This window comes from Pseudoalteromonas sp. T1lg23B (assembly GCF_002964665.1).
In the GTDB taxonomy this organism is placed as follows: Bacteria; Pseudomonadota; Gammaproteobacteria; order Enterobacterales; family Alteromonadaceae; genus Pseudoalteromonas.
On sequence record NZ_PQBZ01000042.1, the window covers coordinates 16,858 to 35,616 of the forward strand.

Genomic DNA, 18,759 nt, shown 5'->3' on the forward strand with positions numbered 1-18,759 from the left:
CAAGTGCAAATTGGAGTAACAGTATGAAGCGTTTAGCCTATTCTTTGATCGCAGGAGCCGTCACTCTTGCGCTCACGGCATGCAATGGTGATGATGGTGCGCAGGGTCAACAAGGGGAGCAGGGTGTTCAAGGCACCGCTGGTCAAAATGGTATTGATGGCCAAAACGGTCAAGATGGCGCTAACGGCCAACCAGGAAACGATGGCGTCGATGGCAAAGACGGCGTAAATGGCGGAAGTGGCCTCATCCGTATTGCTACCGTGCCAAATGGTGCAGAAGTGACTGGTTTGTACCTCAGTGAACAAGGTGACTTATTTTTCAATGTACAACACCCAGCTGACAGTAACACCGCAACAGCAGATGGTAAAACTTTCAATAAAGGAACTGTTGGGGTATTGACCGGTGTAGACTTCAATAACCTGCCTCGCAACATAGTAAGTTCACCAGTACCCGCTTCAGAACAAGAACAGCAAATCGTGATGTCAGCTATCGGCCAGTATCAGGTGCTAGGACAAACAGGTGATGCCTTTGCTAATTTAGGCGCAAAAGGCCTTGAGGGAGGCCTTGGAGTACACTATGGGATCAATTCAAAACAAGAAATTATTCGTAACGACAACCCTGATTTCAATGGCTTCATAGCAACCTCAGACACCGAAGGTTATCTTTATACCAACTGGGAATCATACCCCGGCGGCATGAGCCGATTAAAAATGAGTAAAGACACCAAGGGTAAATGGTCTGTCACGGAAGCGATGATGGTTAACTTCGATGGGGTTCATGGCACTGCTGCTAACTGTTTTGGGTCAGTATCTCCTTGGGGTACACCGCTTACCTCTGAAGAATGGATTGTTAACTCAAGCGTGACTAGCACAACGGATGCCAGCTGGAATGACCCAGCGGATACGCGCACCGATGGCATTGAAGCGCTAGTGGCACCAGATTTCCCTAACCCTTATCGTTACGGTTACATTGCTGAAGTGCAAAACCCAACCAGCGCCTCTCCAGATGTGGTAAAACATTTCACTATTGGTCGTTATGAGCATGAGAATTCTGTCGTTATGCCAGATGAACGCACCGTATACTCATCACAAGACGACACGGGTGGGGTACTATTTAAATTCATTGCCGATCACCCTAAAGATCTCAGCTCAGGCACTTTGTATGGTGCGAAGTTAACTCAAGATGAGGGACTAAACGACCCTGCCGTTACTGGCTTTGATATTGAGTGGGTCGAGCTTGCCAGCGGCAACAATGCAGACATCGCCACGTGGATTGCTGAATACGATAACATTACCACCGCAGACTATGTTGACGGTCAATCAAGTTATATCACCATGGCCGACGTTCAAGCGTGGGCAGATGGCGCTCAGACCTACCCAAGCGTTGAACAAGGCGGTGGCCCTGTAACAGCAGGCAAACCTATGGATAATCGCGTCGCTTTCTTAGAATCTCGCCAAGCAGCTCGCTTAAAAGGCGCAACGGCAGAGTGGCGTAAACTCGAAGGTATTAGTATTAACCTAGAGCGTGTAAAAGAAGCGGTAACTGGGGAAGACCTGATAGCAGGAGAGATTGTTGATAAAGCCTACATGTACATCGGTATTGCTGATATAGATAACACCATGACCGATGATCAGGGCGATATTCAACTGTCTCGCCGTGTTAAAGATTGCGGTGGAGTTTATCGTGCAGCCATCGACAACAACTACAACTTAACGCGCATCGAGCCTGTGGTCATGGGTGGAACATACCGTTCGAGCCTCACTGGCGCTGAGCGCTGTGATGTCAATCAGCTATCACAGCCTGACAACGTCATTGTCATGCGTGATGGACGTATCATCATCGGTGAAGATGGCTTCCAAGAGAACAATACGCTGTGGCTGTACGACCCTAAGTCTAAATAACAGTCACTTTAGTAAAACGGCGCTCTATTAAGAGCTGCCGTTTTTTTTGTCTAGTTTATGGAAGTCATAAAAATGAAATACCCTCTTTTTGCCACACTGATAACACTGGGTTTGCTTGGTGGCTGTGAAAAATCAGTCCAACATGAAAGTCACACAAGCAACCTCAACGTCGCCGCACCTTTCAAGCAGGGTGATGATATTCCCGCCGTTGCCTACATTGAGCACCGTGAAATATATAACGCAGAGTCTGTTATTCCCCCGCAGTGTTATACCAAAACAGATGGTGTGAACAATCCTTGCTACGCCTGTCATCAAACGGATAAACGTGATAAAAATAAGCCAAATCAGATGTTTGATGGCCATTTACAAGGAAGTTATGAGTTCTCAGATTTGGGCACTAAAAATCATTGGAAGAACCTATTCATTGACCGAACTGAACTGGTAAAAGATATCTCAGATGAAGACATCTTAGCGTGGATCAATCAAGACAACTACAGCCCGTTCATAGAAAAGCTAAAGCAAAATAGTGACTGGCAAGGCGAAATAACCCCAATTAATAACTTGGCCTATCCAGAAAAAGCATTCGATGAATTTGGCTTTGCTAAAGATGGCAGTGGCTGGGTTGCATTCAACTACAAACCTTTTCCCAGCACCTTTTGGCCCACCAATGGGTCAACTGGCGACGTGATGATCCGTTTGCCAGAAGAGTTTAGAACACGTCAGGGCAGCTACAATCGAGATATATATCTGGCCAACCTAAGTTTGGTTGAAGTCGCGCTAAAAGGTCTTGATGGTATATCTGTACCTGAACTTGATGAACAGCGTATTGGTGTCGACTTGAATAAAGATGGCGAACTAAACAACATTACATACTTACCCAAGCAGCGCCATTATTTGGGCGACGCAAAAACGGCGTTGGCCTACCAGCTTTACCCCCAAGGCACTGAGTTTTTGCACACCGTGCGCTACATAGGCGTTGATCAGCAAGGGAACATCTACAACGCTCCACGGATGAAAGAAGTCCGCTACATGAAGAAACATAAATTTAAATCTAAAGCGGCACTGGCGTCTTCATACTACCGAGAAGCTAAAGAGAAAGCATTTGAAAACCTACCACAAACGCTTTATTTGGGCGATAAAGGAGTGAACAATACTTTTGGCTGGCTCATTAATGGCTACATCGAAGATGCGCAAGGCCAACTCAGGCCACAACATGAACAAGAACTTGCATTTTGTAATGGCTGCCATAAAACGATTGGCTCAACTTATGACCAGACATTTTCGTTTGCACGTAAAGTTACAGGAAAGGATGGCTGGGGCTACATTGACCTCAAAGCCATGCAAGATGTGCCAAACATGGGTGAAGAGCAGGGTGAATTTCTCACCTATATGGCTCGTGTTGGCGGTGGCGACGAGTTTAGACAAAACCAAGAAATGCTTACTCGCTGGTTTAAACCTAATGGCAAGCTTGATACAGACAAAGTTATGCGGACCAAAAGCCTTTATGAACTGATCACTCCCTCTGCTGAGCGCGCCTTAGCGCTGAACAAGGCCTACCTAACGATTGTAAAAGAGCAAAGTTATATCTTTGGTCGTGACGCAACACTGGTAGAGGCAAGCAACGTATTACAACAAATAGACGAATCACAGGCTCCGCTCAAAGATGCGCATCAATATGTGTGGGACATGCAGTTGGATTGGTCAAAGCTATAACTTAATAAAAAGCTGATCCAGTTATGGATCAGCTTTTTACTCACTGTTAGCCAAATACGGTCTAAAAATTAGATATAAAATAAATTAATATCAATCACATACATCAAGATCATATTTTTACTAACTCTATATATAACCCTTTCAGCTGACTACTCTAGATCATATTTTTACTAACTTATAACTGGCTTTACACGCTCAACCACAAGTAGAGGCTACACACTCAGAGCATCGTAGATCAATATTTTACTAACTTATAGGATGAATAAACCGCGTTAAAGTCCAGCAAGTGCGGCGACTATACCCCTTTTACAGGGACATACAGTGTCCTTTTCAACTTCTATGTTCAGCATGTGATACTAGGCAGACAACTTGAGGATCAGTTTTTTACTAACTTATCTTGTTGTTTTGGCGCGAGATCATATTTTTACTAACTAATCGCAAAAATAACGATCTGAGATCAATATTTTACTAACATTCGTCCTATGAGATCACGATATTACTAACTAATTTGATAGCAACAGGTCTTAGATCAGATTTTTATCTACTCTTTCTTAGTAAAACTCTGATCTGTGAGGCACATCCGCGTAAATTCTACCTTTGTTTACGCCGGAGTCAGTTAAATAGCAGCGTAAGTAGGTAAAATCCTGATCCCATCAAGTTGTCAATAAGCCATCACAACTGCGAGTTAGTAAATTTTTGGTCTCGCCAGTTACATTCAGGCGATGTAGAAAATATGTTACAGTGATGCTTTAAAATCCGCATCAAAGCACTTCATTACATGCAGATAATAGATAAAATTCACTCATGCACCCTATGTGAGCCAACACTTCCTCATGGCGCAAACCCCGTGTTACAGGCTAGTCAAGAAGCAAGGATACTGATTGCTGGACAAGCCCCCAGTCTGAGCGTACATAAAACGGGTAAGTTGTTTAATGATGCAAGTGGTAAAAGGCTGAGGAGCTGGTTGAATGTAACTGAGGAACAGTTTTATAACCCAGAACTTTTCGCGATAGTACCAATGGCATTTTGTTATCCTGGTCGGGGCCGCTCTGGTGACTTGCCACCTCCAACACTTTGTGCAGCGACATGGCATCAAGCTTTACTAGCACAATTAACCAATGTTCGCTTAACCATTGTCATCGGTCAGTATGCACAACGATACCACTTAGATGCCAAAGCAACGCTCACAGAGCAAGTCCAAAACTGGCAATCACTCTTGCCCAAACACATCGTATTGCCACACCCAAGTCCCCGCAATCAGGCTTGGTTAAAGCGAAACCTCTGGTTCGAACAGCAAGTTGTTCCTACTTTGCAAGCTCATGTAAACACGCTGCTTTAACATTCAGTACTACAATTATTGCGATATGCCGTTTTCTGCAAAAGACTTTAGTTCATCTCCTGTTAAACGGTAGATGATCCATTCGTCTTGCGGCTTAGCGCCGATACTGTTGTAAAAATCAATTGCAGGCTTATTCCAATCAAGCACAACCCATTCGAAGCGACCACAGTCATTGGCCAACGCTAATTGAGCTAAATACTGCATAATGGCTTTGCCTGCGCCATTGCCGCGTTTGTCTTGAGCGACGTATAAATCCTCAAGATATAACCCATGCTTACCTAACCACGTAGAGTAGTTATAAAAGTACACTGCAAAACCAATTGCTTCGCCATCTTGTTCACAGATCAAAGCATGCGCTCGAGCATGCTCGCAAAACAGTTTTTCTTCGATCTCAGAAACACTGTTTAATACGGCATCAGGCTCTTTTTCATATACTGCCAGATCATTGATAAATTTTAGAATTGTTGCTGCGTCTTGCTTGTGTGCCGCACGGATTTTTATACTCATTAAAAATGCCTACTTGATTTCAAAACTCTAGTGTATGCTAAATTTAGTCATGAATTAAATGCATAATTTGCACAAGGCAAATGCATGGAGAACATAGTTTGCTACCTAACATTGATTTGAATCTGCTCAAGTTATTTGCATCGCTCTATCAAAGTGGCTCGGTAAGTAAAACAGCACAAGAATTAAATCTTAGTCAATCGGCTTGTAGCCATGCTTTAACCAGACTTAGACAGCGGCTTGATGATGATCTCTTTATCCGTATTGATAATGAAATGGTGCCTACGGTATTTGCACAACAAATCGCGCAAAGTGTATTACCCGCTCTACAATTATTGTCAGACGGCCTTAATCCCCATGAAACTTTCAACTCAGATCACAGCACTACATTTACCATAGCGACAACTGACTACACGGCATGGTGCCTTAAGCCATTGGTGAGGCATTTTAGTGTGCAATACCCGCAAATAAATCTACGTTTTGTATCGCTTGAACAGCGTATTCCGCAAGAAGCATTGAAAAATGGTACGCTTGACTTCGCCTGCGGCTTCTCGCATCAACAAGAACATAGCGAAAGTGTTGTTGATCATTTGTGGTTTGAAGACCAGTATATAACCGCTGTTTCTAAACAACATCCTCTGGCCCAATACGACAAGCTCACGCTAGAACAGTTTTTGATGTTCCAACACATCCTCATCGCTCCGTGGAACGAAACGAAGGGCATTGTGGACGTGATGCTGGCTAAGATCAAAAAAAGCAGAGCGATTGCAGTGACCGTCTCTCATGTGCTTATCGCACCATATTACCTAGCTCAGTCTCCCTATTTACTCACTTTACCAAAAGCCTACGCACAGCAAGTTGCTCAGCCATTGGACTTAAAGTTACTCTCTCCGCCACTGAGCATCCCAAGCTATAAAATCAAACTATATTTGCATAAAACTCGGCAAAGCGATCCAAGATTAACTTGGTTTATCGAGCAATTTAGAAAGTTTTTCGCGCTGTAATGCCCCTTGACAGAATTGCTTAATAACAAACGGAGCGATCGAGTTTCAGCGTAACATCGTACTACTACTATCCTTGTCAGATTTTGGACTTAGACGATGATTAGACGATTATTTGTGTGCCTATATTTAGCTACCAGCATGGCCTACGCCTCTGTTGCACAGCAGCTTATCCCTGGCGCTAAAGCAGTTGGAGACTCACCAACACTGAGCTACTTATTTTGGGATATCTATCAAGCCACTTTGTACGCTCCCAATGGCCAGTTTGATAGTAATAGTCCCTTCGTACTTAAACTTCACTATTTACGAGCGCTAGAGGGAGAAGAAATTGCCAAACGCTCCATTGAGGAAATGCAAAAGCAAGGCTTGCAAAATGAGGCTCTACTTTCTAGCTGGCTCAAGCAAATGCAGGCCATTTTTCCAGACGTAACAAATGGCACCGAATTATATGGTCAACGAACAGAGCAAGGGAGCAGTCGGTTTTACAACGGCAATACCTTGATAGGCGAAATCGATGATCCGCAATTCACCAAGTATTTCTTTGCCATCTGGCTATCAGAAAACACCACTGAGCCAGCTATGCGCAAAGCATTGCTTAACATAAATTAGGAGCCTGAACATGCTTAAAATAATTACAGTTCTGCTGCTCACAATCTCATTGACAGGTTGTGGAGTTAGCATTGACGCAAACAAATATCAAAACACTACACCACAGTTCGACCCTTTCCAGTTTTTTGACGGTAAGGTCAAAGCGTGGGGTATCGTGCAAAATCGTTCCGGCGACATGGTGCAACGCTTCACTGTTGACATTGAGGGGACTGTAGATAGTGGGGCACTTACACTAGACGAAGTATTTAACTACGAAGTAGGGCAGGGGATCACCCACAGAGTGTGGAAGATCACAGTCAAAGGCGAAACCCAATTACAAGGTAGCGCAGGTGACATATTGGGGATGGCCAAGGGCCAGCTTGCTGGCAACGCTATGCGCTGGCAATATGAAATGGAATTGCCCGTAGACGGTACAAGTTACACTGTACAATTTGACGATTGGATCTGGGCATTTGCAGACGACACAATCATCAACCGCTCTTACATTAAAAAATTCGGCATTGTGATGGCGGAAGTCACCATTTTCATGCAAAAAATCCCTAACAAGATGTAAACAAATGTAAATAAAAACACAAACCATTGAAATTAAATAATTTATATATTTTTTATGATTTCTCTTGGTTCGTGCTCAGTGCTAGCATACATGGGATGACAACTCAGCAAACTATCAAGGAAAAAAATCATGCTGAAAAAAACCTTACTGGCCTGTGCGCTGGTTTCACTGGCTGGCTGCCAAAACACGCATAATTCAACACAAGAAACACAAAACAATATGGAAACTAACACCTCGTCGTTGACGTATCCGCAAACCAGAAAAGCAGACCAAGTAGATACCTACTTTGGCCACCAAGTAGCGGACCCTTATCGCTGGTTAGAAGACGACATGAGTGATGAAACAGCATCATGGGTAAGTAGTCAAAATGAAACAACTCAGGCCTATTTGTCACAAATTCCTTATCGTGAACAGATAAAAGAAACATTAACAAAATTAATGGATTATGAAAAAGTAGGCACACCATTTACCCATGGTGATTACACTTACTATTTCAAAAATGACGGCTTGCAAAACCAAAGTGTATTGTATCGAAAACTTGCAGATGGCAGCAGTGAAATATTTTTAGACCCCAACAGCTTCAGTGAAGATGGCACTACATCACTTGCAGGCCTGAGTTTCTCTAAAGACGGCTCTTTAGTTGCCTACCAAATATCTGAAGGCGGCAGTGATTGGCGCAAAGTAATTGTGTTAGATACTCAAACTAAACAGCAAATTGGTGAGACACTCGTAGATGTAAAGTTTAGTGGTATCTCATGGCTTGGTAACACGGGTTTCTACTACGCTAGCTACGACAAACCAACGGGTAGTGAGCTGTCAGCAAAAACAGATCAACACAAGCTTTATTTCCATAACCTCACCGAGCCACAAAGCGCTGATAAGCTTGTATTTGGTGGCACAGCGGCACAAAAACATCGCTACGTGGGGTCTGATGTAACCGATGATGGCCGCTACTTGTTGATCAGTGCCAGTATCTCTACTTCTGGAAATAAGCTATTTATTAAAGACTTACAAAACCCTGATGCACAACTAGAGACAGTCCTCGCAGAAGATAGCTCAGACACCTACTTGCTTGAGAGCGACGACCAATGGCTATACTTTGTAACAAATTTAGATGCGCCAAATAAGCGCATCGTCAAAGTAAATCCGAAAAAGCCTCAACCTGAGCACTGGCAAGATTTCATCGCACAAACTGAGCATGTACTCAGAGCCTCAAGTGCAGGCGGGTATATCTTTGCTCATTACATGGTCGATGCCATTTCGAATGTAAAACAATATGATATGCAAGCGAAACTGGTCAGAGAAATCGCTCTACCAGGTGCAGGCTCTGCTTATGGCTTCGAAGGCAATAAGAAAGACAAAACCATTTATTACGCCTTTAGCAACTACAGCACCCCTAGCACGTCATTTAGCTTTGATGTTGAGTCAGGCAAAAGCGTCGTCTATCAAAAATCTAAAATAAACTTCAACCCAGATAACTTTGTTTCTGAACAAGTGTTTTACACTTCAAAAGACGGTACTAAAGTACCTATGCTTATCACGCACAAGAAAGGTTTAAAACGTGACGGTAGCAACCCTACAATCTTGTATGGTTATGGTGGCTTCAACGTCAGTTTAACGCCATATTTCAGCTCATCAACGGCGGCTTGGCTTGAAATGGGCGGTGTGTATGCTGTAGCAAACATCCGTGGCGGCGGTGAATATGGTAAGAACTGGCACAAAGCGGGTACTCAACTGCAAAAGCAAAATGTATTTGATGACTTTATCAGCGCGGCGGAGTATTTGATTGATGAAAATTATGCATCAAAACGTAAGCTCGCTATCTTCGGTGGTTCTAATGGTGGCTTACTCGTTGGTGCTGTAATGACTCAACGTCCAGACTTATTCCAAGTCGCGCTGCCTGCGGTAGGTGTGCTTGATATGCTAAGGTATCATACATTTACTGCGGGTGCAGGTTGGGCATATGACTACGGTACAGCGGACCAAAGCGAACAAATGTTTCAATACCTTAAAGGGTATTCACCTGTTCACAATGTTAAAGCTGGCGTGCAATACCCTGCAACCTTGATTACTACCGGTGATCATGATGATCGAGTGGTACCGGCACACTCATACAAATTTGCCGCTGAACTTCAAGACAAGCAAGCTGGTAGCAATCCGACTCTCATTAGGATTGAGACTAATGCAGGACATGGAGCAGGTACGCCCACCAGTAAGATAATCGACAAATATACGGATATCTTTGGCTTTGCATTACACAACATGGGTGTCACAAAGCTGTAAGAGGCATTTGAAGCAATAGCTACATAACAAACATCGCATTAAAAGGCGATGTTTGTTATATCTAACTTAATTTAACGAGAGCTCCATAAACACACTCAGTGGGTTATCTCGGTAAAAACCAAAGCGCTCACAGCGCTTAAACCCCAGATTTTCATACAGACTAATAGCTTCTGTTTGTTTACTACCGGTTTCCAAGCGAATAAGAGGGATCTGAGCTTCTCCCGCATAGTGTAGTAAAATCTGCATAATACGTCGTGAAAGACCCTTACCACGATAACTAGGGCGCACATATAAGCGTTTAATTTCCCCATAAAGTGTTTTATTGAACTGCTTAACGATCGCCCCACACGCTACTATGCCGTCTTCATTCCTAAGCCCTATTGCATGAACATTGGGTTGACGCAGCTCTTCTAGCGCCAATGATTGATCACTTGCTATAGGATATAGGGTGTTCATTAGGCGATCGATTTCACTGAATACTTCAACGACACTTGGGTCATCTGGGTTTAAATCGACTAATTGCATATACATTTCTCAGTAATTTTGCGTACTTTTTGCGAATAACAAACTATACCGAGTTGAATAGAATGAACAAGTAAATTTATCTAATAATCGAGCTGATTTATCGAACTTTACTGGGTAAGGAGGGATTAAACACAGTCCTATGCCTAGGATAACCAAACAACTGACGTCAATCCAAACCTAGTCGTTTGGATGTAAACATACTTTAATGCGACTTAAGCTTTGTGCTCTGTACACTGAGATTCAGTGCATTCTTGTTGGACAGTATCCGGGGTATTAACCGCTTGACTTGGAAAAGTAAACAAGGTCAACGCTAGCAATACAAGCGTAATAGCAATAGTGACTGGAAGCGTTAATTGCTGTTCTGAATCAACATTATAGGTACGAAATAATGCCATGATGCGCTCCTAAAAAATAACAAGCTAATAAAAAGCACAACATCCCTGAATGAAACTCTATAAGTATTAGCAACTATATGAACGTTAACTTAATAAAGTATGAGTATTTATAACAAATGAATTGGAAAAACTCAAACAAAGTGATTAGCACAAATCAAAAAAACCATACAAAAAAACTAATATTTTGCAATTAGTTTATTAAAATCAGTACATTACACACTCATCTGACCAGAGTAAAAAAAGCTCAGAAAATTCAATAAAAGTATCTGAAGGCCACTATTTTTAGGGCCAAGGCATAATAATTTCCGCTAATTCTCGTACCAAAGTCGTAAACCCCCTTTACAGAAAAGCCCGATCTGAATAGATCAATTTACTTCGCTCCACATCAAAAAAGGGTTCAAATTCGCGATATAATTAAGCCATAAATGGTAGACAAAAAAAGAGGGCGATAAACGCCCTCATAAATATTTTAACTTTTTACAATTTGACGGGAAAGCCACGATCACGCATTAGAGCGCTCACATCAGCATCTCTGCCCCTAAATAAGCGATATGCTTCAGCTGGGTCCATTGCATTTCGAACTGAGAATAGATATTTGACCAATCGCTCAGACACTTTAGGATCGTAGAATCCACCAGGGGCACTTGCAAAAGCTTCTGCTGCATCAGACGTCAACACTTCAGCCCATAGGTAGCCATAATAACCAGCGGCATAACCTTCACCTGAGAACACGTGGCCAAACTGTGTGCTACGATGGCGCATCACAAGCTCAGACGGCATGCCTAGCTTATCCAACTGCTCTTTTTCAAATTTTGCAGGGTCTATCTTTTGTGGATCAGTGCTGTGATATAGAAGATCCATCATCGCCGAAGCTAAATATTCGGTCGTAGCAAAGCCTTGGTTGAACGTAGCCGATTTTTTAATTTTAGCTACCAGCTCTTTAGGCATTGGTTCACCAGTTTCCTGATGTACTAAGAACTGATTAATCACTTCATCGGTTGTTAACCAGCGCTCAAGTAACTGAGACTGAAACTCGGTATAGTCTCTTACACCGTTATGCGAACTCGGGTAGACAACATCAGCGGCTAAGAAATGTAAAGCATGGCCAAACTCATGGAAATAAGTTTCTGCATCAGACCATGAGATCAAGGTTGGCTTACCCTCAGCACCTTTTACGAAATTGGAGTTATTCGAACTAAGTACGTTCGTCTTGCCATCAAATGTGGTGTAACTACGATAGGTCGTCGCCCATGCGCCTGAGCGCTTACCTTTGCGAGCAAATGGGTCTAAATACCACAGGCCTATGTGCTCTCCTGTGGTTTTGTCTTTAACTTCCCATACGCTCACATCAGGGTGGAATACCGGTACTGTTCCTGCTGGTACTTCAGTAAATTCAAAATTAAACAGTCGACCAGCTACATAGAACATCGCATCACGTAACTTATCTAATTGTAGATACTGTTTAACTTCATTCGAATCTAAATCATATTTATCCTTACGCACTTTTTCTGCGTAAAAACGATAGTCCCAAGGCTCTATCGTGATCCCAGCACCCTCTTTGTCGGCAATCGCTTGCATATCAGCAACTTCTTCCTTAACACGCGCAGTTGCTGCTGGCCAAACTTTATTCATCAACGCCATCGCATTGGTTGGATTTTTGGCCATACGGTCTTCCAATCGCCATTGCGCATAATTATCGTAACCTAGCAGATTTACGCGCTCATGACGTAAGGTAAGAATGTCTTTGATAATAGCATTGTTATCGTACTCATCGCCATTACCGCCACGGTTATAGTAATTTTTCCAAACTTGCTCTCTTAAAGCACGTTCTGTTGAGTAGGTTAAAAACGGATCCATTGATGAACGCGAGTTGGTGATAGCATACATGCCTTCTTTGCCACGTTCTTTTGCAGCTACAGCTGCGGCTTCAACAAATGATGTTGGTAAACCAGACAATTGTTGGTCGTTAAGGTAAACCACATAATTTTCTTCATCTGCTAATACGTTTGAAGAAAACTTGGTATACAGTGACGCCAATTGCTCATTAATTTGCGCGTAACGTTCCTTAGCTTCTCCTTTGAGAGTCGCACCATTACGTGCAAAACTGTTATATGTAAGCCAAGTAATACGCTGTTCTTCAGACGTCAGCTTTTTAAACTCTTGGCTTTCGTATACCGCTTTAACGCGGTCAAATAACTTACTATTTTGAGTGATTTTAGATTGAAATGCTGAAAGCTTAGGTGCCATTTCGCTGCGAATCGCGCGTAACTCTGGGCTCGATTTGTTTGCGCTCCAGATCCCATAGTAGGTATAAACACGATCCAGTGTTTGACCAGCTCGCTCTAGCGCGACAATAGTATTTTTAAATGTTGGCTTTTCTGGATTATTTGCAATGACTTCAATTTCAGCTAATTGCTCAGCCATACCAAACTCAAGTGCAGGCTTTAGATCAGCAATATTCATTTTATCGAACTGCGGCACCCCTTGGAAAGGCCCCTTAAATTCCTGCAATAATACGTTTGCCTGTTCTACTTGTTGTACTTGGGCGGTGTTGTGTTCACTAGAGGTCGAACTACAACCCGATAGTGTGAGTGTCAACGCTAAGCTTACCGCTGTGCTGACAGCCGTGATTGTTGTTTTAATCATAATTGTGCTCTTTGTTTTCATGTTCGGTTAAATAAACCAGTCGGGTAAGTCTAAATGGGGAACAAAAAACTGCAACATATTATCGGTAAAAGAACAATAAGTGCGACTAATGTAAAAACAACTATTACTTTGTCACGCAGATAACTACACTGTTAAATGCGTTGGTAAGTCACAACTACGAGCAGGTGAAAATTTATGGAAGTTGGTATCTTTATCTATGATGGAGTTGAAGTCCTTGATTTTAGCGGCCCCTATGAGGTTTTTTCTACCGCTAATCGATTTGTTAGCGAGCATATCGGTGTCAGTCTCGTTGCACCTACTCACTCACCAGTTAGGACAAGGGGAGGAATGAGTGTAAACCCCCATTACAGTATCTATGCTCATCCACATTTTGACCTTTTAATTGTCGCGGGCGGGAAGCATCAAGGCATAGAAAAAAACCCTATTATTCTGCATTGGCTCGCCGAGACCGCACAACATACACGTTCTTGTGCATCAGTTTGTACGGGCGTTTTTTTATTTGCCGCCGCAGGGCTGATTGATGAGATGAAGGTTACTACACACTGGGAAGACATTGACAGCTTAAAACAGAGCTACCCGCATTTAAGTGTGATAGAGAACAGCCGTTATATAATGGATCAGAATTTTACTAGCTCAGCAGGAATATCAGCGGGTATAGATATGAGTTTGGCTTTGCTCAGAAAGCACTTTGGTGTAAATATCGCTAAAACCACAGCAAAACAAATGGAATATTATTGGTCTGAGATGGAAAAATAAGGCACTTTTTGAATCGTATAGGACCATTTGTTAAAGCAATCGCCCAACCAAAGCCTTGATATAATCAGGCTTTAGCTTGCAGCATTTAAAACTTGGCTCTCGATTTGAATACATACCCGTTCAAGCTCAGTTTGAACTTTTAGGTATAACTCTCTACAGACTTCGCTGTGTTCTTCATCATTCGCAGCATGCTCCAACGAGTTTGCCCAATGATGAAGGCGTTTTGCACCGACATCTCCAGCTTGCCCTTTGATGGCATGTGCAGCTTGCTTGATGCGCTCTAGATTAACGGCCTCCACTGCTTCGGTCAGCTCGTTAAAGCGCGCATTAGCACTCTCTTTAAAGAGTTCACATATCTTGATATATAAACTTTCATCATTCATCAGCCTCGCCAACGCAGCCTCACGGTCTAACACTTTCTCTTCGTCTTTATCCAAAGATACAGTGGCGTTGTCTGTCTTATTACTGCTGTTATCGTGTGCTTCAATTTGTGTATGTATGCTCGCCTTAGCGTCGCTATACTTCAACAAGGTCGTAAATAAGGTATATGAGTCAATAGGCTTAGAAATATAGTCATTCATGCCGGCTGCCTTACAGCGCTGCATTTCACCTTGCATAGTGCTTGCAGTCAAAGCGATGATAGGCACATTCTGATAAAGCTGACTACCATGGCCTGAACGTATCGCAATGGTTGTGTCATAGCCGTCCATTACGGGCATGTTGCAATCCATTAAGACTGCCAATATTTCTACTTGCTGGGCTGCAAACGAATTCAGTTTTTGCAATAACTCTTGCCCAGAATGGACAAGCACAGAAACGACATTATGAGCGTTGAGGATCCCTTTGGCTACTTCTAGGTTAATTTGATTGTCATCAACGACGACAACCGTTTGACCTGCTAGTGAATCAAACTGAGCACCATGCATTTTGCTTTCTACCAGTGACATGCCTGTGTGACCAAACACTCTTAACGTATCTTCACGATTTATAACGGCCAGTACATCTGAATAACGCACAGGTTTAGTCAATACTGCCAACCCTTTATTTACAGGAAAGGGGTCGTTTACTGGATCATAAATAAAACACGTTTTTTTATTTGCTCCGCTCGCATTTGCCAAGTTTTGCCCCAGCTCTATACCTACATCAACAAGCCACAAATCCGCCTGATTTAAATCACATATCTGAGCACCATACAGACCCAGAAACTTCTTGAAATAGGCTTCTTCTTCGGGTGATTTTGCCGTGATATATACTTTTATACCCGCCAATATCGGCTCAATTTCAAGCTTTTTAGCATCTTTTAACGCAAACGGAATAGAAAAATAGAAACTGCTTCCTTTACCTTTTTCTGATGCAAAGTGAATTTCGCCTCCCATCAACTCGCATAGCTGCTTACAAATAGATAGCCCCAACCCCGTGCCACCATATTCTGAGGAAGTTTCCGTCGACTCTTGGCTAAAAGCTTGGAACAACTGGCCGTAGTTTTGCTTATCGATGCCAATTCCGGTGTCTTTTACCTCAACTTCTAACCAAACTTGATCATTGTGTTCTTTGGTTTTAGCATAAACAAATACCCCGCCAGTCTGGGTAAATTTAATCGCATTGCTTATCAAGTTGTATAATATCTGTTTAATGCGACCACCATCACCTGTAACATGAGATACATGACATCCACTGCGTCTAGCATGTAATCAATGCCTTTTTGCTGAGCTTTGACACTCACAGAACTGGTCACATGTTCGAGAACCTCTAACGGGTTAAATGGGCGCTCATCAATGTCTAATTTACCCGCTTCAATTTTAGACAGATCGAGTACATCGTTAATTAATCGCATTAAGGTTTTAGCGCTGGTACTCATCATATCTAGATAATTACCTTGCTGTGGACTCAGAGGCTCGCGACGAACCAATTCCAGTGTACCTAGGATGCCATTAAGCGGTGTTCTCATTTCATGACTGATACTTGAAATAAAGGCACTTTTTACCTTTGATGATTCTTCCGCCTTACGCTTTGCGACATCCAGCTCCAATGTACGTTGTTCAACTTGAAACTCCAAAGAAGCATTCATTTTGACAATTTCCGCCTTGGCCTTGTTTTGATCTGTCACATCGGCGATAAATAGCGCAAACCCCAATAATTTCTCATCAGCAGAGCGAATAGGTGACGCTGACAGTTCTAAATCTCTTGGCTCACCCACCAATTCAGTCTGAACCTCAAGCACTTCCAGCCCTCTTTTGTGCGTCACGTTGTACAATGTAGAGTGAATATAGTCCTCTGGAATATAATCTTTTAGGGCCCTATAAGACTTGTCGTTCATCGTTTGCAATTCAGGAAAGAACCGCTCCGCCGCAGCGTTGTGGCTGATGATTTCCAGTTGTTCATTAAAACCAATGATCCCATCCGAGGCACCGTTGATAATATCAGCCAGCTGTGAGCGCGCTTCTAACAGTTGCTGATTATTTCTGAAATAGACCCACAGTGCCAACAACCCCAGCATAAAAATTGTGCCAATAACTAACATAAGCGAATAAACGCTCGCTCTACTTTGTAGTAAATAATCTTCATACTGAGCTACGGGAAGCATTGTTACGCCCTGTATTTGTCCGCCTTCAGAATTAGAAGCAACAAATAGCGCGGTACGTTTTGCAAGCAACTCTAGGTTGGTATCTTTTTGCGTAACCAACAACATAGAAGGTTCTGACCAAGGTTGAGCTGAGTAGTTAGATTGCCAAGTCTGCTGATTAGCGAGATCTTTACTAAAACGCAGCGTTTCATCAGGATGATAGATAAAATGGCCATCATTACTCAATAGTAAAAACTGCGCACTTGCCAAAGATATCTGTTTAAGCTTTTCAATAAGTAGCAACGCATCAATGTTGACAACCAACACCGCGAAAAGCTCGTTTTGTTCATTATAAACTGGTGCCGCTAGGCGTAGTGTTGGCTCCAGTGGGTAGACGATTTCTCCATGCTCTCGGTTTAAATCTATTTGCGACACATATATACGTCTCTCTTTAAGCAAGATAGTTTCGGTAAAATAATTTCGCTGCGCCTTATTTTGCAATTTAGACTGTGGTTGCACTGTCACCAGTCCGCCATAGCGGTCGGTTCTGACTAACTCATCTCCGCTTTGGCTATCTATCAAACGGAGTTGGTCAATCTCTGAGTAGGTATACATCATGGAGCTAAAGATTTTTGCCAAACGATTCTTCCACTGCTCGGTGGTGGTACTGTCTTTTGGGTCGATGCCTTGGTTACGCTGAGCGCGTGAAATACCTTGAATCGGAGGAGTTTCAATTAAGAAGTTAATGTAGTTGCGATATTTTTGCACTTCATCATTCAAAAACTGCTTTTTATTCTCCAGTAAGTCTGTAAGCTCTTGTTCAACTCTGTGTTGAACTTTCTTTTCTATACCCTCGTCGAAATACCACGTTACCGCTAGCATAATAAGTAGCAACAACAATAGGCTTACCCACAGTGATATTCCTTTTTTAGACGCGCTGGTGATGAGTTTACTTATCACTGGATAATTCCTTAATTGAGATTTCGTTTCGGCCTTTACTTTTAGACAAATAAAGCTGCTCATCGGCAGCTTCTAGCCACTTTTGGCCACTACACTGACTTACACAATCACTGTATACCCCACCAATACTGAGCGTCACATAACCATACTTTGATCCCTCATGTGGCAACTGAGCCGATTGTATACGCTGTTTTAAGCTAGAGCAGAGGGTTTCTAAACCATGCTTATTAACTTGTGGCATGATACAAACAAACTCTTCTCCACCATATCGTACGACCGCATCTTCACCTCGGTGGTGGTTACATTTAATCAATTGAGCCACGTGCTTTAAGCACTCATCCCCTTTAACATGACCATAAAAGTCGTTGTATTTTTTAAACCAATCTATGTCTGTCATAATTAAAGAAAATGCGGTTCGATTACGCTTAGCATAGGATAGCCGTTTATCCAGCTCAGAAGTCAGGTAATGCCGGTTGTATACCTGTGTTAAACCGTCAATAAAAGCCATCGCCTTCAATTGCCGATGCTGATGTAAAAGCCTTACTTGGGCCTCAACACGATGCATGAGTGTGAGTGCATTGACAGGTTTTATCACAAAGTCACAGCCACCAGCTTGCCAACAACGCGTCTGCTCATGGTCTTGATGGTGGGAGGTAACAAAGATAATAGGGATATCTTTAGTAAGGTCACTTTGCTTAAGTAATTTACACGTTTCCAGCCCGTCCATATCCGGCATTTCCACATCCATTAGAATGATGTCAGGCTGATGAGATTGACAGTATTCCATACATTCAAGGCCACTGGCACAACGCGTCACTTCATAGCTTTGAGATAGAATTTTTTCTAGGACGAGGTAATTAATATCATCATCTTCAACGATCAAAATATCAGTGCGTGAATCGACCTGTTCCATAATTTGTTGTAATAGTGAGGGATAGATATAAATGTAGTCGAGCCCACTCCATTTGCAAAAATATGGCTCTTTCAACG

15 protein-coding genes are annotated in these 18,759 nt (G+C 42.6%); 8 read left to right on the plus strand and 7 right to left on the minus strand.

All coding sequences use genetic code 11. From position 1 onward, the window contains the following. Nucleotides 1-23: 23 nt before the first annotated feature. The 3 genes from C2M32_RS16680 (at nt 24) to C2M32_RS16690 (ending at nt 4,953) form a co-directional block, all read left to right on the plus strand. Nucleotides 24-1,901 carry an alkaline phosphatase PhoX gene (locus C2M32_RS16680; protein WP_105169455.1) on the plus strand — a complete coding sequence of 626 codons (1,878 nt, stop codon included), beginning with the start codon at nt 24-26 and terminating at the stop codon, nt 1,899-1,901. 72 nt (nt 1,902-1,973) lie between these two features. After that, on the plus strand, nt 1,974-3,614 hold the full coding sequence (locus C2M32_RS16685) for a hypothetical protein (RefSeq protein WP_105169456.1): 1,641 nt from the start codon (nt 1,974-1,976) through the stop codon (nt 3,612-3,614). Nucleotides 3,615-4,392: 778 nt separating this feature from the next. Then, nucleotides 4,393-4,953 (plus strand): uracil-DNA glycosylase family protein, encoded by a 561-nt coding sequence (locus C2M32_RS16690; RefSeq protein WP_105169457.1) that lies wholly within the window; start codon nt 4,393-4,395, stop codon nt 4,951-4,953. 15 nt (nt 4,954-4,968) lie between these two features. Here C2M32_RS16690 and C2M32_RS16695 read toward each other — a convergent pair whose 3' ends face one another. Then, nucleotides 4,969-5,460: a GNAT family N-acetyltransferase gene (locus C2M32_RS16695; RefSeq protein ID WP_105169458.1), complete on the minus strand. Its 492-nt coding sequence runs from the start codon at nt 5,458-5,460 to the stop codon at nt 4,969-4,971. Between the two features lie 80 nt (nt 5,461-5,540). On the opposite strand from C2M32_RS16695, the gene C2M32_RS16700 reads away from it, so the two are divergent. The 4 genes from C2M32_RS16700 (at nt 5,541) to C2M32_RS16715 (ending at nt 9,903) form a co-directional block, all read left to right on the plus strand. Continuing rightward, on the plus strand, nt 5,541-6,461 hold the full coding sequence (locus C2M32_RS16700) for a LysR family transcriptional regulator (RefSeq protein ID WP_105169459.1): 921 nt from the start codon (nt 5,541-5,543) through the stop codon (nt 6,459-6,461). Between the two features lie 96 nt (nt 6,462-6,557). Beyond that, nucleotides 6,558-7,067 carry a chalcone isomerase family protein gene (locus C2M32_RS16705; protein ID WP_105169460.1) on the plus strand — a complete coding sequence of 170 codons (510 nt, stop codon included), beginning with the start codon at nt 6,558-6,560 and terminating at the stop codon, nt 7,065-7,067. A 10-nt stretch (nt 7,068-7,077) separates the two neighbouring features. Continuing rightward, nucleotides 7,078-7,620, plus strand: coding sequence for a DUF3833 domain-containing protein (locus C2M32_RS16710; protein ID WP_105169461.1), 543 nt, complete (start codon nt 7,078-7,080; stop codon nt 7,618-7,620). Between the two features lie 129 nt (nt 7,621-7,749). Then, on the plus strand, nt 7,750-9,903 hold the full coding sequence (locus C2M32_RS16715) for a prolyl oligopeptidase family serine peptidase (protein WP_105169462.1): 2,154 nt from the start codon (nt 7,750-7,752) through the stop codon (nt 9,901-9,903). A 66-nt stretch (nt 9,904-9,969) separates the two neighbouring features. On the opposite strand, the gene C2M32_RS16720 is transcribed toward C2M32_RS16715, so the two are convergent. The 3 genes from C2M32_RS16720 to C2M32_RS16730 all read right to left on the minus strand — a co-directional run bounded on the left by C2M32_RS16720 (nt 9,970) and on the right by C2M32_RS16730 (nt 13,469). Next, complete coding sequence (locus C2M32_RS16720; protein WP_105169463.1) at nt 9,970-10,428, minus strand: GNAT family N-acetyltransferase; 459 nt, start codon at nt 10,426-10,428, stop codon at nt 9,970-9,972. A 212-nt stretch (nt 10,429-10,640) separates the two neighbouring features. Continuing rightward, complete coding sequence (locus C2M32_RS16725) at nt 10,641-10,823, minus strand: hypothetical protein (RefSeq protein WP_105169464.1); 183 nt, start codon at nt 10,821-10,823, stop codon at nt 10,641-10,643. Nucleotides 10,824-11,300: 477 nt separating this feature from the next. Beyond that, nucleotides 11,301-13,469: a M3 family metallopeptidase gene (locus C2M32_RS16730; protein WP_105169465.1), complete on the minus strand. Its 2,169-nt coding sequence runs from the start codon at nt 13,467-13,469 to the stop codon at nt 11,301-11,303. A 195-nt stretch (nt 13,470-13,664) separates the two neighbouring features. Between C2M32_RS16730 and C2M32_RS16735 the strand changes: the two genes are divergently transcribed. Then, on the plus strand, nt 13,665-14,246 hold the full coding sequence (locus C2M32_RS16735; RefSeq protein ID WP_105169466.1) for a DJ-1/PfpI family protein: 582 nt from the start codon (nt 13,665-13,667) through the stop codon (nt 14,244-14,246). Between the two features lie 71 nt (nt 14,247-14,317). Here the strand turns inward: C2M32_RS16735 and C2M32_RS16740 are convergent, their stop codons facing one another. Genes C2M32_RS16740 through C2M32_RS16750 form a run of 3 tightly spaced genes read right to left on the minus strand, consistent with a single transcriptional unit; the run spans nt 14,318 to nt 18,682 of the window. Next, nucleotides 14,318-15,859, minus strand: a complete 1,542-nt coding sequence (locus C2M32_RS16740) for a hybrid sensor histidine kinase/response regulator (RefSeq protein ID WP_105169467.1) — start codon at nt 15,857-15,859, stop codon at nt 14,318-14,320. Then, the gene (locus C2M32_RS16745; RefSeq protein WP_158678256.1) at nt 15,856-17,769 is read right to left on the minus strand and encodes a sensor histidine kinase; all 1,914 of its coding nucleotides are present in this window, start codon (nt 17,767-17,769) and stop codon (nt 15,856-15,858) included. Before C2M32_RS16745 ends, C2M32_RS16740 begins: the two co-directional genes overlap by 4 nt. Continuing rightward, nucleotides 17,759-18,682, minus strand: coding sequence for a GGDEF domain-containing response regulator (locus C2M32_RS16750; protein WP_105169469.1), 924 nt, complete (start codon nt 18,680-18,682; stop codon nt 17,759-17,761). Before C2M32_RS16750 ends, C2M32_RS16745 begins: the two co-directional genes overlap by 11 nt. Nucleotides 18,683-18,759: the final 77 nt, after the last annotated feature.

What these genes read in the sequence shown, in the direction of transcription:
- C2M32_RS16710 (WP_105169461.1), top strand. Translation starts at nt 7,078, where the DNA reads ATGCTTAAAATAATTACAGTTCTGCTGCTCACAATCTCATTGACAGGT.
- C2M32_RS16690 (WP_105169457.1), top strand. Translation starts at nt 4,393, where the DNA reads ATGCAGATAATAGATAAAATTCACTCATGCACCCTATGTGAGCCAACA.
- C2M32_RS16750 (WP_105169469.1), bottom strand. Translation starts at nt 18,682, where the DNA reads ATGGAACAGGTCGATTCACGCACTGATATTTTGATCGTTGAAGATGAT.
- C2M32_RS16720 (WP_105169463.1), bottom strand. Translation starts at nt 10,428, where the DNA reads ATGCAATTAGTCGATTTAAACCCAGATGACCCAAGTGTCGTTGAAGTA.
- C2M32_RS16730 (WP_105169465.1), bottom strand. Translation starts at nt 13,469, where the DNA reads ATGATTAAAACAACAATCACGGCTGTCAGCACAGCGGTAAGCTTAGCG.
- C2M32_RS16715 (WP_105169462.1), top strand. Translation starts at nt 7,750, where the DNA reads ATGCTGAAAAAAACCTTACTGGCCTGTGCGCTGGTTTCACTGGCTGGC.
- C2M32_RS16685 (WP_105169456.1), top strand. Translation starts at nt 1,974, where the DNA reads ATGAAATACCCTCTTTTTGCCACACTGATAACACTGGGTTTGCTTGGT.
- C2M32_RS16735 (WP_105169466.1), top strand. Translation starts at nt 13,665, where the DNA reads ATGGAAGTTGGTATCTTTATCTATGATGGAGTTGAAGTCCTTGATTTT.
- C2M32_RS16725 (WP_105169464.1), bottom strand. Translation starts at nt 10,823, where the DNA reads ATGGCATTATTTCGTACCTATAATGTTGATTCAGAACAGCAATTAACG.
- C2M32_RS16700 (WP_105169459.1), top strand. Translation starts at nt 5,541, where the DNA reads ATGCATGGAGAACATAGTTTGCTACCTAACATTGATTTGAATCTGCTC.
- C2M32_RS16695 (WP_105169458.1), bottom strand. Translation starts at nt 5,460, where the DNA reads ATGAGTATAAAAATCCGTGCGGCACACAAGCAAGACGCAGCAACAATT.
- C2M32_RS16705 (WP_105169460.1), top strand. Translation starts at nt 6,558, where the DNA reads ATGATTAGACGATTATTTGTGTGCCTATATTTAGCTACCAGCATGGCC.
- C2M32_RS16680 (WP_105169455.1), top strand. Translation starts at nt 24, where the DNA reads ATGAAGCGTTTAGCCTATTCTTTGATCGCAGGAGCCGTCACTCTTGCG.